Annotated in this window: 13 protein-coding genes; 11 read left to right on the top strand and 2 right to left on the bottom strand. The window is 58.7% G+C overall.

All coding sequences use genetic code 11. From position 1 onward, the window contains the following. Positions 1–55: 55 nt before the first annotated feature. Positions 56–1276, bottom strand: coding sequence for a CaiB/BaiF CoA transferase family protein (locus ACRRSD_RS15990; RefSeq protein WP_435034251.1), 1221 nt, complete (start codon positions 1274–1276; stop codon positions 56–58). A gap of 13 nt (positions 1277–1289) precedes the next feature. Continuing rightward, positions 1290–2471: an acyl-CoA dehydrogenase gene (locus ACRRSD_RS15985; RefSeq protein ID WP_422609114.1), complete on the bottom strand. Its 1182-nt coding sequence runs from the start codon at positions 2469–2471 to the stop codon at positions 1290–1292. 156 nt (positions 2472–2627) lie between these two features. Here ACRRSD_RS15985 and ACRRSD_RS15980 point away from each other — a divergent pair, with 156 nt between their 5' ends. From ACRRSD_RS15980 to ACRRSD_RS15930, 11 genes are all read left to right on the top strand, one after another. After that, positions 2628–3527 (top strand): LysR family transcriptional regulator, encoded by a 900-nt coding sequence (locus tag ACRRSD_RS15980; RefSeq protein ID WP_435034250.1) that lies wholly within the window; start codon positions 2628–2630, stop codon positions 3525–3527. A 434-nt stretch (positions 3528–3961) separates the two neighbouring features. Beyond that, positions 3962–5083 carry a Re/Si-specific NAD(P)(+) transhydrogenase subunit alpha gene (locus ACRRSD_RS15975; RefSeq protein ID WP_007911649.1) on the top strand — a complete coding sequence of 374 codons (1122 nt, stop codon included), beginning with the start codon at positions 3962–3964 and terminating at the stop codon, positions 5081–5083. 15 nt (positions 5084–5098) lie between these two features. Further along, on the top strand, positions 5099–5419 hold the full coding sequence (locus ACRRSD_RS15970; protein ID WP_003187417.1) for an NAD(P) transhydrogenase subunit alpha: 321 nt from the start codon (positions 5099–5101) through the stop codon (positions 5417–5419). Further along, on the top strand, positions 5419–6852 hold the full coding sequence (locus ACRRSD_RS15965) for an NAD(P)(+) transhydrogenase (Re/Si-specific) subunit beta (RefSeq protein WP_103306483.1): 1434 nt from the start codon (positions 5419–5421) through the stop codon (positions 6850–6852). Before ACRRSD_RS15970 ends, ACRRSD_RS15965 begins: the two co-directional genes overlap by 1 nt. A 214-nt stretch (positions 6853–7066) precedes the next feature. Beyond that, complete coding sequence (locus tag ACRRSD_RS15960; protein WP_435034249.1) at positions 7067–8560, top strand: acetyl-CoA hydrolase/transferase family protein; 1494 nt, start codon at positions 7067–7069, stop codon at positions 8558–8560. 321 nt (positions 8561–8881) lie between these two features. Then, on the top strand, positions 8882–9097 hold the full coding sequence (locus tag ACRRSD_RS15955) for a DUF1127 domain-containing protein (protein WP_007911656.1): 216 nt from the start codon (positions 8882–8884) through the stop codon (positions 9095–9097). Positions 9098–9355: 258 nt separating this feature from the next. Beyond that, positions 9356–9565, top strand: a complete 210-nt coding sequence (locus ACRRSD_RS15950) for a DUF1127 domain-containing protein (RefSeq protein WP_435034248.1) — start codon at positions 9356–9358, stop codon at positions 9563–9565. Positions 9566–9700: 135 nt separating this feature from the next. Further along, positions 9701–10018, top strand: coding sequence for a DUF2388 domain-containing protein (locus tag ACRRSD_RS15945; RefSeq protein ID WP_007911658.1), 318 nt, complete (start codon positions 9701–9703; stop codon positions 10016–10018). A 107-nt stretch (positions 10019–10125) separates the two neighbouring features. Next, positions 10126–10443, top strand: a complete 318-nt coding sequence (locus ACRRSD_RS15940) for a DUF2388 domain-containing protein (protein ID WP_122596922.1) — start codon at positions 10126–10128, stop codon at positions 10441–10443. Between the two features lie 43 nt (positions 10444–10486). After that, positions 10487–10807, top strand: coding sequence for a DUF2388 domain-containing protein (locus tag ACRRSD_RS15935; protein WP_034152281.1), 321 nt, complete (start codon positions 10487–10489; stop codon positions 10805–10807). Further along, positions 10804–12765, top strand: coding sequence for a DUF4105 domain-containing protein (locus ACRRSD_RS15930; RefSeq protein ID WP_435034247.1), 1962 nt, complete (start codon positions 10804–10806; stop codon positions 12763–12765). Before ACRRSD_RS15935 ends, ACRRSD_RS15930 begins: the two co-directional genes overlap by 4 nt. The last annotated feature ends 34 nt before the right edge of the window (positions 12766–12799 follow it).

Raw genomic sequence — 12799 nt, 5'->3', positions numbered from 1 at the left:
CAAAAACATCCATATATAGCTAGAAAACACGATCCCTTCTATATAGAAGGGATCGTCAGAGCACCCCAGCCGCCTTCAACTCAGCCACCGCACCCGCCCCCAGGCCCAGCACACTCTGCAGAACCTCCAGCGTATGCTCACCCAATAAAGGAGGCGCTCGGCGATATTCAACCGGTGTCTGCGACAGACGAATCGGGCTAGCCACTTGGGGCACCATCCCCGCCAATGCATGCGGTAGCTTTATCGCCAGGCCACGCGCTTTTACCTGCGGATCCTCAAACACCTGCGACAGATCGTTGATCGGCCCACATGGAACCCCTGCCTGCTCCAACTCGGCAACCCACTCAGCAGTCGTCTTGAACACTGTCGCCTGGCGAATCAGCGGAATCAAAACCGCGCGGTTAGCCACCCGCAGCTTATTTGTCGCGAAGCGCGGATCATCCGCCCACTGCGGCTGCCCCGCCACTTCGGCAAACTTGCGGAATTGCCCATCATTACCCACGGTAAGAATGAAATCACCATCGGCCGTAGGAAAGTCCTGATAAGGCACGATGTTTGGATGCGCATTGCCTAGGCGCTTCGGGGCATTGCCCGTCGTCAGGTAGTTCATTGCCTGGTTAGCCAAACACGCAACCTGCACATCCAGCAAAGCCATATCGATGTGTTGACCACCACCGTCGTGATCGCGATGAGCCAGCGCCGCCAGAATCGCCACCGTCGAATACAAACCGGTGAGGATATCCGTCAACGCCACACCCACCTTCACCGGCCCGGCACCTTCATCACCTTCGGGACGACCGGTCAGGCTCATCAGCCCTCCCAGCCCCTGAATCATGAAGTCATAGCCGGCACGCCTGGCATAGGGCCCGGTCTGGCCGAAACCGGTAATCGAGCAGTAGATCAGATTCGGATTGATTGCCTTCAGCGACTCATAATCCAGACCATAAGCCGCAAGCCCACCCACCTTGAAGTTCTCGATAAGGATGTCCGACTTCGCCGCCAGCTCGCGCACCAGCTTTTGCCCTTCAGGGCGGGTGAAATCGATGGTCACCGATTGCTTGTTTCGGTTCGCCGACAGGTAATAAGCCGCCTCCGACGTATTCTCGCCATAAGCGTCCTTAAGGAAAGGAGGTCCCCAGGCGCGAGTGTCGTCACCATTACCCGGGCGCTCGACCTTGATCACTTCGGCGCCAAGGTCGGCGAGGATCTGCCCGGCCCACGGCCCGGCCAACACTCGCGATAGATCCAGTACCCGCAGATGCGACAGCGCGCCCATGGTCACTCTCCTATTAATAGAACGCCTGCAGACCGGTTTGCGCACGTCCGAGAATCAGCGCGTGGACGTCGTGAGTACCTTCATAGGTATTCACCACTTCCAGGTTGACCAGATGACGGGCCACGCCGAACTCGTCGGAGATGCCGTTACCGCCGAGCATGTCACGCGCCATACGAGCAATATCCAACGATTTGCCGCAGGAGTTGCGCTTCATGATCGAAGTGATTTCGACCGCAGCGGTTCCTTCGTCCTTCATGCGCCCCAGACGCAGGCAGCCTTGCAGGGCCAGGGTAATCTCGGTCTGCATGTCAGCCAGCTTCTTCTGAATGAGTTGAGTAGCGGCCAATGGACGACCGAACTGCTGACGATCCAGCGTGTACTGGCGAGCGGTGTGCCAGCAGAATTCGGCAGCGCCCAGTGCGCCCCAGGAGATACCGTAACGGGCGGAGTTGAGGCAGGTGAACGGCCCCTTCAGACCACGCACGTCGGGGAAGATGTTCTCTTCCGGCACGAACACGTTGTCCATGACGATTTCACCAGTGATTGATGCGCGCAGACCAACCTTGCCGTGAATCGCCGGAGCACTCAGACCTTTCCAGCCTTTTTCCAGAACGAAGCCGCGGATGTCGCCAGCATCGTCTTTGGCCCAGACCACGAACACATCGGCGATCGGGCTGTTGGTGATCCACATTTTTGCGCCGGTCAGGCTGTAGCCGCCGTCGACTTTACGCGCCCGGGTGATCATCGCGCCCGGGTCGGAGCCATGATTCGGCTCGGTCAGACCGAAGCAACCGATCCATTCACCGGAAGCCAGTTTCGGCAGGTATTTCTGTTTCTGTGCTTCGGTACCGAATTCGTTGATCGGCACCATTACCAGCGACGACTGCACACTCATCATCGAGCGATAGCCGGAATCGACACGCTCCACTTCGCGAGCAATCAGGCCATAGCTGACATAGTTGAGGCCGCTGCCGCCGTACTGTTCAGGTATGGTCGCGCCCAACAGGCCGACTTCACCCATTTCGCGGAAGATCGCCGGATCAGTTTTCTCATGACGAAAGGCTTCGAGGACACGCGGCGCGAGGCTCTGTTGAGCGAACTGCTCGGCGGTGTCGCGGATCATGCGCTCTTCTTCAGTGAGCTGTTGATCCAGCAGCAGGGGATCGATCCAGTTGAAGCTAGCTTTAGCGCCCATGAGTGTCCTCGCAAATCGGCTGAATTAACGTGGCATTGATCCTAGGCGCGGTTCGCCGTCGCGGCAAACGAGGATTTCGCATTCTGTTGTGATAATTTCTCACTCCGAAACGTCGCGACATGCCTTTTATGCGGCGCATTAGTGAGATTGACGTACATGCGCAGAAAGATCCCCAGCACCACCGCCCTGATCAGTTTCGAAGCCGCCGCGCGACATGAGAGCTTTACCCGCGCTGCCGAAGAACTTTCCCTCACTCAAGGCGCCATTTGCCGACAGATCGCCAGCCTTGAGGAGTTCCTCAGTGTGGAACTGTTCCGACGCTCGCGACGCGGGGTAAAACTAACCGAGGCAGGACTTTCCTACAGTCGCCGTGTCGCCACGCAACTGGATGCGGTTGAGCGCGACACCCTCTCAGTAATGGGCCAGCAAGGTACCAACGTGATCGAACTGGCGGTGGTGCCAACCTTCGGCACGCAATGGCTGCTGCCACGGCTCAAGGATTTTCAGCTCAAACACCCGGAAGTCACGGTCAACCTGACCAACCGCACCCGCCCCTTCCTGTTTGCCGATACCGAATTCGATGCGGCGATCTACTTCGGCGATGCTGATTGGTCCGGTACCGAATCCCACAGACTGATGGGCGAAAATCCGATGCCGGTGTGCAGCCCGGCCCTACTCGGTGACAAGACACATCTGACAGCCGAGGCAATCGCCGAGCTACCGTTGTTGCAGCAGACCACCCGCCCTTATGCCTGGCGGCAGTGGTTCAACTCGCAACAGCTGAATATCCCCCGCGACATGACAGGCCCGCGCTACGAGCTATTCTCCATGCTTGCCCAGGCCGCCATGCACGACATGGGCATTGCGCTGATTCCACCATTCCTGATTCAGCGTGAGCTGGCCGAGAAACGCCTGATGGTTGCCAACCCCCAGGCACTCTCCAGCATCAAGGCCTATTACCTGATGATTCCCGAACGAAAGGTCGAATCAGCGTCATTGAAGGCATTTCGTGACTGGTTGGTAACTCAGGCGCAAAGCTACAGCCTAGAAGGATAAAGACTCGCAGCGATACCTGACCTCGTAGTCAGAAAAACAAAAGCCCTACAGATATAAGTATTTGTCGCAATTGAACAGACTGTATCCGAAAGTCGTACAGACGTCCCACAAGCGCCTGAAAACGTGGCTTTGAGCCTCCATTGGCGACTCATTACTGCCTATTCACGCCACCGATGAGAAATTTTTCGATATTCGGCCAGAATCCTTACAAGGCACGGCCTGCAAGGGATTCAGCCGGCCATCTGCGACATTCGGTCACGGGATGACTTGTAGTTAATTTTCCGTCACCCGTCATAATCCCTTGAAGGGCATAAAGTTCGCCTGCAAAATGCCGCGCCCCGCCCTGATTTGGCGGGATCGTGCTGATCGGCCGCCCCAGTCGCACCATCCGTAGTGCATGGGTTTACTCAATAAGATCACGTAGGAGATTTGACGTGCACATTGGTGTTCCTCTCGAAACCCAGACCGGTGAAACACGGGTTGCTGCAACCCCGGAAACCATTAAAAAGCTGATCAGCCAAGGTCATAAGGTCACTGTGCAAACCGGCGCCGGCGTAAAAGCCAGTGTGGTCGACAGTGCCTATGAAGCGGCAGGCGCAACCATTGGCAGTGCCAATGACGCGTTTGGCGCCGAGCTGATTCTCAAAGTGGTCGCCCCAAGCGATGCCGAGCTGACGCTGATCAAGCGCGGCACGGTGCTGGTGGGCATGCTCAACCCGTTCAACAACGAAACCATCGCGAAGATGGCCGAGTGCGGCATTACCGCGTTCGCCCTCGAAGCGGCGCCGCGCACCTCGCGCGCGCAGAGTCTCGATGTGTTGTCGTCGCAGGCGAACATTGCCGGCTATAAGGCTGTGTTGCTGGCCGCTCACCATTACCCTCGCTTCATGCCAATGCTGATGACCGCTGCGGGCACCGTGAAAGCGGCGCGCGTGCTGATTCTCGGCGCCGGCGTGGCCGGGTTGCAGGCAATTGCCACGGCGAAACGTCTGGGTGCGGTGATCGAAGCGTCCGACGTGCGTCCGGCGGTAAAAGAGCAGATCGAATCCCTCGGGGCGAAGTTCGTCGACGTGCCATACGAGACCGATGAAGAGCGTGAATGCGCCGTCGGTGTCGGCGGATATGCGCGGCCAATGCCGGCGAGCTGGATGCAGCGTCAGGCCCAGGCCGTGCACGAGCGCGCCAAGCAGGCTGACATTGTCATCACCACCGCGCTGATTCCTGGCCGCAAGGCACCGACGCTGTTGAGCGCGGAAACCGTGGCGCAGATGAAACCGGGCTCGGTGGTCATCGACCTCGCCGCTGCTCAGGGTGGCAACTGTCCGCTTACCGTGGCTGATCAAGTCGTGGTCGAGAATGGCGTGACCATTTGCGGCCCGACCAATCTGGCTGGTGAAGTCGCTGCAGACGCCTCGGCGCTGTACGCGCGCAACCTGCTGGACTTCCTCAAGCTGGTTTTCACCAAAGAAGGCCAGTTCGACGTCAACCTCGAAGACGACATCGTCGCCGCGTGCCTGATGTGCCGCGACGGCCAAGTCATCCGCAAAAACGCCTAAGCAGGGATTCAGACGATGGAAGAGCTTATCTCCCCCGGTATCTACAACCTGATCATCTTCGTGCTGGCGATTTATGTCGGTTACCACGTGGTCTGGAACGTTACGCCAGCGCTGCACACGCCGTTGATGGCGGTGACCAACGCTATCTCGGCGATCGTGATCGTCGGCGCCATGCTCGCGGCCGCACTGACCGTTACGCCGCTGGGTAAAACCATGGGCACCCTCGCCGTGGCACTGGCGGCGGTCAACGTGTTCGGTGGTTTCCTGGTCACCCGCCGCATGCTTGAGATGTTCAAGAAGAAAGCCCCGAAAGTAAAAGAAGAGGCGCCGAAGTAATGAGCATGAATCTCGTCACGACGCTCTACCTGATCGCGTCGATCTGCTTTATCCAGGCCCTCAAAGGCCTGTCGCACCCGACCACCTCGCGGCGCGGCAACCTGTTCGGCATGCTCGGCATGGCGTTGGCCATTCTCACCACCGTTGGCCTCATCTATAAGTTGGGTGCTGAACTGGCTACAGCCGGTATTGGTTACGTCATCGTCGGCCTGCTGATCGGCGGCACCGCCGGTTCGATCATGGCCAAACGCGTTGAAATGACCAAGATGCCGGAACTGGTCGCCTTCATGCACAGCATGATCGGCCTTGCGGCAGTGTTCATTGCCATCGCCGCCGTGGTGGAGCCGCAATCGCTGGGCATCGTTAAACAGCTGGGCGACTCGATCCCGGCGGGCAACCGTCTGGAGCTGTTCCTCGGTGCCGCGATCGGTGCAATCACCTTCTCCGGTTCGGTGATCGCGTTCGGCAAGCTCTCGGGCAAGTACAAGTTCCGCCTGTTCCAGGGCGCACCGGTACAGTTCGCCGGTCAGCACAAGCTGAATGCGGTGCTGGGCCTGGCGACGCTGGCACTCGGCCTGACCTTCATGTTCACCGGCAACCTCACCGCGTTCGCGCTGATGCTGGCACTGGCGTTCGTGATGGGCGTGCTGATCATCATCCCGATCGGCGGCGCCGACATGCCGGTGGTGGTGTCGATGCTCAACAGCTATTCGGGCTGGGCGGCGGCAGGTATCGGCTTCTCGCTGAACAACTCGATGCTGATCATTGCCGGTTCGCTGGTGGGCTCGAGCGGTGCGATCCTCTCGTACATCATGTGCAAGGCGATGAACCGTTCCTTCTTTAATGTACTGCTCGGCGGTTTCGGCAACACGGCTGATGCTGGCCCGGCCGGAGCAAAAGAAGCACGTCCGGTGAAATCCGGTTCGGCTGATGATGCGACCTTCCTGCTGACCAACGCCGACACCGTGATCATCGTGCCGGGCTACGGTCTGGCGGTAGCGCGTGCACAACATGCGCTGAAAGAGCTGACCGAGAAGCTGACCCATCGTGGTGTGACCGTGAAGTACGCGATTCACCCGGTGGCGGGTCGGATGCCGGGGCACATGAACGTTCTGCTCGCCGAGGCCGAAGTGCCTTACGACCAGGTGTTCGAGATGGAAGACATCAACTCCGAGTTCGGCCAGGCCGACGTGGTGCTGGTGCTCGGCGCGAACGACGTGGTCAACCCGGCGGCGAAGAACGATCCGAAGTCGCCGATTGCCGGTATGCCAATTCTCGAAGCGTTCAAGGCCAAAACCATCATCGTCAACAAGCGCTCGATGGCCAGCGGCTATGCCGGTCTGGACAACGAGCTGTTCTATCTGGACAAGACCATGATGGTCTTCGGCGACGCGAAGAAAGTCATCGAAGACATGGTCAAAGCGGTCGAGTAATCTATCGCTGCTGCACCGAACGCCCCGACTCGTCGGGGCGTTTTTGTTTGCGCAAAACGTCGGACAATTTGCCGCGTTGTTGCAGATCCAGTAACGGTGTTTTACTTCAAACCCGCTAAATAGACGCCTCGTTTGCGACCTTGGTAGCGGGACAGGCGCCCGTCAAATTCACTAGACTGCGCATCCTGCTACTCGTTGCCCGAGATAATAATCCATGTACCGTGACCGTATTCGCCTGCCTTTGTTGTTGGATAAAGTGATGAGCGCCGCCGACGCAGCTGCTCTGATTGAAGACGGCATGACCGTCGGCATGAGCGGTTTCACCCGCGCCGGCGAAGCCAAAGCCGTTCCCCACGCATTGGCCGAGCGGGCCAAGGTCACGCCGCTGAAGATCAGCCTGATGACCGGCGCCAGCCTGGGCAACGACCTCGACAAGCAACTGACCGAAGCCGGCGTACTGTCGCGGCGCATGCCGTTCCAGGTCGACAGCACCTTGCGCAAGGCAATCAACGCCGGCGAAGTCATGTTCATCGACCAGCACTTGTCGGAAACCGTCGAGCAACTGCGCAACCAGCAACTGAAGCTGCCGGACATCGCGGTCATCGAAGCCGTCGCCATCACCGAGCAAGGCCACATCGTGCCGACTACGTCGGTGGGCAACTCGGCGAGCTTCGCGATTTTCGCCAAACAGGTAATCGTCGAAATCAATCTGGCGCACAACGCCAACCTCGAAGGCCTGCACGACATCTATATCCCGACTTACCGTCCGACGCGCACGCCGATCCCGCTGGTAAAAGTCGATGATCGCATCGGCAGCACCGCGATTCCGATTCCGCCGGAGAAGATTGTCGCCATCGTCATCACTCAGCAGGCCGATTCGCCGTCCACCGTGTCGTCGCCGGATGTCGACACCAATGCCATCGCCGATCACCTGATCACCTTCTTCAAGCAGGAAGTCGACGCAGGGCGCATGACCAACAAGCTCGGCCCGCTGCAGGCCGGAATCGGCAATATTGCCAACGCGGTGATGTGTGGCCTGATCGATTCGCCGTTCGAAGAACTGACCATGTACTCCGAGGTGCTGCAGGATTCGACGTTCGACCTGATCGATGCCGGCAAGCTGAGCTTTGCGTCGGGCAGCTCGATTACGTTGTCGGAGCGGCGCAACAGCAACGTGTTCGGCAATCTGGAGAAGTACAAGGACAAACTGGTGCTGCGTCCGCAGGAGATCTCCAACCACCCGGAAGTGGTGCGCCGCCTGGGCATCATCGGCATCAACACGGCCCTGGAGTTCGACATCTATGGCAACGTCAATTCCACCCACGTCTGCGGCACGCGGATGATGAACGGCATCGGCGGTTCCGGTGACTTCGCGCGTAACGCGCATCTGGCGGTGTTTGTAACCAAATCGATCGCCAAGGGCGGCGCGATTTCCAGCGTAGTACCGATGGTCAGCCACGTTGACCACACCGAGCATGACGTCGACATTCTAGTGACCGAGGTGGGCCTGGCTGACCTTCGCGGCCTGGCGCCACGGGAGCGTGCGCGGGTGATCATTGATAACTGCGTACACCCGGACTTTCGTCAGGCGCTGAACGATTACTTCACGGCGGCCTGTGCAATCGGTGGTCACACCCCGCACATCCTGCGTGAAGCGTTGAGCTGGCACATGAATCTGGAAGAAACCGGGCGCATGCTCGCGGTCTGATCACACAGATAAACCGCCGACGCAAACACAGTTTGCGTCGGCGGACTTCCTCAAGCCTCCACCTCTGACAAAAACTGTACTGCTGTACCGGTCATTTCCTACAGGCGCCGCCTACCTTTTTGAGTGAATCGAGCAAAAATGCACCACTTTAGTGCGGATAGGTACAGTTTGTTCAATTTTGACCCGTACACCCCCATTAAACAGTTAACTGGTCACTCACAATACAGTTGAACTGTATCTAGAGAGACTTGGCAAACGAGAGGATCATGGGCACCAGTCAAACCACTACCTGATCCCGCCACAAGCGGAAGGATGTCAACCATGGAACGTACACTCAGTTCCGAACTGTTCTTCGAAGACAAAGCTGTAAACACCCAGGCTTCCCTGCCTCTGCGCGTTATCGCCAACCTGATGTTGTGGCAGCGCCGCATCTCCAGCCGCCATCAACTGGCTCGCCTGGATTCGCGTCTGCTGGCTGACGCCGGTATCAGCGAAGCGCAACGCTACGAAGAGCTGAGCAAGCCGTTCTGGCGCTAAGTAGCGTCGCTGGCTCTGGTCGTTAGACCCACCGCCAGCAACCCGAATTGAACAAGCAAAACCCGTCGTGGGAAACCACGACGGGTTTTGTCGTTTCCGGGAGTAGAAAATCCCGGTACACCTGCTGATACCGCCGACAGGTACAGTTTTATTTGATTTCAATCTGAACCAATACAATTTTGCTCGAGTGTATCTGCATCTCTTTCTATAACAGGCTCAACATGACCTTCCGCCTTCTCCGGTGAAAGGAATACGCCCATGAAAGACTTACAGGATGTTTCAGAAACTTCGAGCCTTCCGGTTGCTCGCCGGAACGCTCTGCGGCGCTTGTTTGGCGGTCTTTGGGAGTACCTGGAGCGCGCCAGAACGCGGCGAATGCTGGCTCAACTGGATGGCCGTGACCTCGCCGATCTTGGCCTCAGCCACGCCGATCTCCTCCATGAACTGGATAAACCCTTCTGGCGCTAGCATTCTGCCCACTGTGCGAATCTCGCTAAGCAGGCCTAATATCCACGCAGAACGTGGCGAATGCTGTGTCACTGGCGTCTGACTCCTCAGATACCGAGCCACCTCTCTCTACGGTTTATCCACAGGAGTTACATCATGTCCCGTCTTCGCCTGCTCAGTGCTGCCGCCCTGCTGGCCGTGGCTGCCAACGCCAGCGCCACCAGCTTCATCGTGACCACCGACGCCGTTGTCGGCGCTCTGAAATCCTCGTCCGACGCTACATCCGACGTCACCTCCTCGTTCCGTGACGACAAGATCGTTCTTGCCGCCCGTGACGACGCTGCCAGCTTCGTGGCCAGCGAAGGCGAAATCCGTGGGGTGAAACTGGAAAGCGCACTGGATCACATCCGTCACCAGGCGCCACAGCTGCAAGCTACCGACGCACAACTGGCTCAGGCCATCCTGACGATCTAAGCGCCAGGTACCACTCGGGACACGCCGGTCGTGTCCCGATGTTTCGGCGCTGGCTCTGGCCCGGGCATTGCGCTAGCCTTTCGGCTCACCAACAATTACCGAGTCCGATGCGCTTTCTTCCAAATCTACTGATTCCTTCCCTATTGTTCACCGCCTGCTGGACGGCGCCGGTCAATGCCTTTGATGCTTTCAACGCATCGACGCAAGGCACCGTCGTCAGTGGTTACGCCACCAGCATGGTGTCTTCCGCGCCTTTCGACCGTAAACTGCTGCTCGCCGCTCACGATGACGCGGCCGCGTTTGTTGCCAGTGATGGTGAATGGCGAGGTGCTCGTCTGGAATCCGCGCTGCATTACCTGCGCAAAACCCGGCCGAAACTTCATGTCAGCGACCTTGAACTGGCAGAAGCAATTCTCGTCCAATAGTTATCCTGTACCCCAGTTATCCTTGCCCTTCCGGAGTCGTTCCATGCGTAGCCCGCTGATTGCTGCCGCCCTTGGCCTGTTTTTATTGGCCGACGTGGCCCAGGCGCACACCCTGGTAGCCACCAGTAACATCATCGTTCGTGCCTCCCAGCGCACTATCGATTTCACCTCCGACACCACTACGTCGATTCGCGATTCGAAAATCATCCGTGAAGCCCACGACGACGCTGCCAGTTTCGTAGCGTCCAATGGCGATATCCGTGGCGCACACCTGGAAGCCGCGCTCAATACCTTGCGCACCCGCGTGCCGGAAGCGCGTGACGCCAGCGATCAGGTTCTCGCCGAAGCCATCCTCGCACTGTGAAGTCACTCGGCACCTGGCTGCTGGCCGGGGCGTTGTTGCTGCTTGGCAACAACGCCCACGCTGGCCTGCAATTGCGGCTCAAGACCGACGGTCTGAGCCCCGCCCAACAACAGGCCAGCCAGGCGCTGATCGATGAGGCGATGCAAAAGCTGCCGCCGAGCTTTATCGAGCGGCTGGATCGGCGCATCGATGTCGGCTGGACTGACGACATGCCTGCCAATGCCTACGGTCAGGCCACGCTGGTCTCTGAGCTTGATCTGAATCGAAAACTGCTCGCCGGTCTCACGGATGGCAGCGCCGCCAAAGAAAAAACCAATCGCCCCCACGGTACTGTGCGTCAGGAACTACTCGCCACGGTGCTGCATGAAATCACCCACATTTATGATCGCGCGCGCCTATGGCCGACTGCCGAGCGCACGCTGATCCAGCGTTGCACTCGACGCTTCAACAGCGCCGGGCTGATCGGCATTCCCGACGAGTGTCGCGGCCAGAACGGCCGTCGCTTCACCCTCAGTGACGACCCGCGCCTGCTCGACCTCGCCGGTTGGCAGCAATACGTCGGTCGCCGTGGCGAACGTGAACAACACAACAGGCAGATCGCCCGCAGCCCGGACCTGTACGAAATCTCCAGCCCCAAGGAGTTCGTCGCGGTCAACATGGAGTATTTCCTCCTCGACCCGAGTTACGCCTGCCGCCGTCCTGCGCTGTACCGCTATTACCAGCAACACTTCGGCTGGGCACCGCCGGCCAAGGACACCTGCAGCAAGACCTTCTCCTTCCTCAATGCCGGCAACGACTTCGCCAAACAACCTTTGGGGCAGGTCGATCCCGAGCGGGTCTATGCCGTCGATTACCTGCTGGCCGAAGCCAATCAGAACTGGGTCAGCCGCTGGGGTCACAGCATGTTGCGTCTGGTGATCTGTGCACCGGGCCGCCCGCGTGGGCCAGATTGCCGGCTCGATCTGGATCAGCATCTGGTGTTGTCCTACCGTGCCTTTGTCGGCGATGTACAGTTGTCGAGCTGGGATGGTCTGGTGGGCAAATACCCGTCACGGCTGTTCGTACTGCCGCTTGCGCAGGTCATCGACGAATACACCAAGACCGAGCTGCGCAGCCTCGCCTCAGTGCCTTTGAACCTGTCACGCGACGAGATCGAAGGCGTGGTTGAGCATGCCGCCGAAATGCACTGGAGCTACGACGGCAACTACTTCTTCCTGTCCAACAATTGCGCCGTGGAAGGCCTGAAACTGTTGCGCAGCGGCAGCAACAACGCGCAGCTCACCGGTCTCGATAGCATCATGCCCAACGGTTTGCTGGAAGTGCTCAAGGGCCGCGGTCTCGCCGATACCAGCGTATTGGATGACCCGAAAGAAGCGTTGCGTCTGGGCTATCGCTTCGACTCGTTCCGCGATCGCTATCAGGCGATGTTCGACGTGCTGAAGAAACAACTGCCGATCAAACAGACCACCGTTGAGGAATGGCTTTCACTCACTGCCGAAGAACGCCGTGAGTGGTTCGAGCGCGCCGACTTGCGCACCAGCGCCGCCCTGCTGCTGTTGGAGCAGGCCAGTTATCGACGTCAGTTGCTGCTGGCTCAGGATGAGGTCAAGCAGCGTTATCTCGGCGCGCGCGAGCTGGAAAACGGCGGTATGGACAAGGCAAACGCGACCTTGCAGGAAATTCTCGCCAACAGCGGCTTCCTCAGCCGTCCGGCGGAATTGCTCGACTCCAAGGGTTACGGATTGCCACATCCGACTGAGTTCAGTCGACTCGAAGCAGAGAGCAGTCAGCGGCAGAAGAAGCTGCTGGCACTGTCGGGTGATCTGGACGCCGAAGTGCGCAAGTTGCTGGAGCCGAAGCGGGCTGCGGAGATTGCCGCCAGCGAAGAGAATGTGAAGCAGATTGGCGCGCATCTGCGCAAACTGCACAAGGCCTCCGGCGGACTGGAGCTACCCTGAAAAAAAAGATCGCAGCCATTGGCTGCGGTCTTTT

This window comes from Pseudomonas neuropathica (assembly GCF_051174785.1).
Taxonomy (GTDB): Bacteria; Pseudomonadota; Gammaproteobacteria; order Pseudomonadales; family Pseudomonadaceae; genus Aquipseudomonas; species Aquipseudomonas neuropathica_A.
Note: the sequence above shows the minus strand (reverse complement) of the source record. Positions and strands in the feature narration are given on the sequence as shown.

What these genes read in the sequence shown, in the direction of transcription:
- ACRRSD_RS15935 (WP_034152281.1), top strand. Translation starts at nt 10,487, where the DNA reads ATGCGTAGCCCGCTGATTGCTGCCGCCCTTGGCCTGTTTTTATTGGCC.
- ACRRSD_RS15940 (WP_122596922.1), top strand. Translation starts at nt 10,126, where the DNA reads ATGCGCTTTCTTCCAAATCTACTGATTCCTTCCCTATTGTTCACCGCC.
- ACRRSD_RS15970 (WP_003187417.1), top strand. Translation starts at nt 5,099, where the DNA reads ATGGAAGAGCTTATCTCCCCCGGTATCTACAACCTGATCATCTTCGTG.
- ACRRSD_RS15945 (WP_007911658.1), top strand. Translation starts at nt 9,701, where the DNA reads ATGTCCCGTCTTCGCCTGCTCAGTGCTGCCGCCCTGCTGGCCGTGGCT.
- ACRRSD_RS15980 (WP_435034250.1), top strand. Translation starts at nt 2,628, where the DNA reads ATGCGCAGAAAGATCCCCAGCACCACCGCCCTGATCAGTTTCGAAGCC.
- ACRRSD_RS15965 (WP_103306483.1), top strand. Translation starts at nt 5,419, where the DNA reads ATGAGCATGAATCTCGTCACGACGCTCTACCTGATCGCGTCGATCTGC.
- ACRRSD_RS15950 (WP_435034248.1), top strand. Translation starts at nt 9,356, where the DNA reads ATGAAAGACTTACAGGATGTTTCAGAAACTTCGAGCCTTCCGGTTGCT.
- ACRRSD_RS15990 (WP_435034251.1), bottom strand. Translation starts at nt 1,276, where the DNA reads ATGGGCGCGCTGTCGCATCTGCGGGTACTGGATCTATCGCGAGTGTTG.
- ACRRSD_RS15985 (WP_422609114.1), bottom strand. Translation starts at nt 2,471, where the DNA reads ATGGGCGCTAAAGCTAGCTTCAACTGGATCGATCCCCTGCTGCTGGAT.
- ACRRSD_RS15955 (WP_007911656.1), top strand. Translation starts at nt 8,882, where the DNA reads ATGGAACGTACACTCAGTTCCGAACTGTTCTTCGAAGACAAAGCTGTA.
- ACRRSD_RS15960 (WP_435034249.1), top strand. Translation starts at nt 7,067, where the DNA reads ATGTACCGTGACCGTATTCGCCTGCCTTTGTTGTTGGATAAAGTGATG.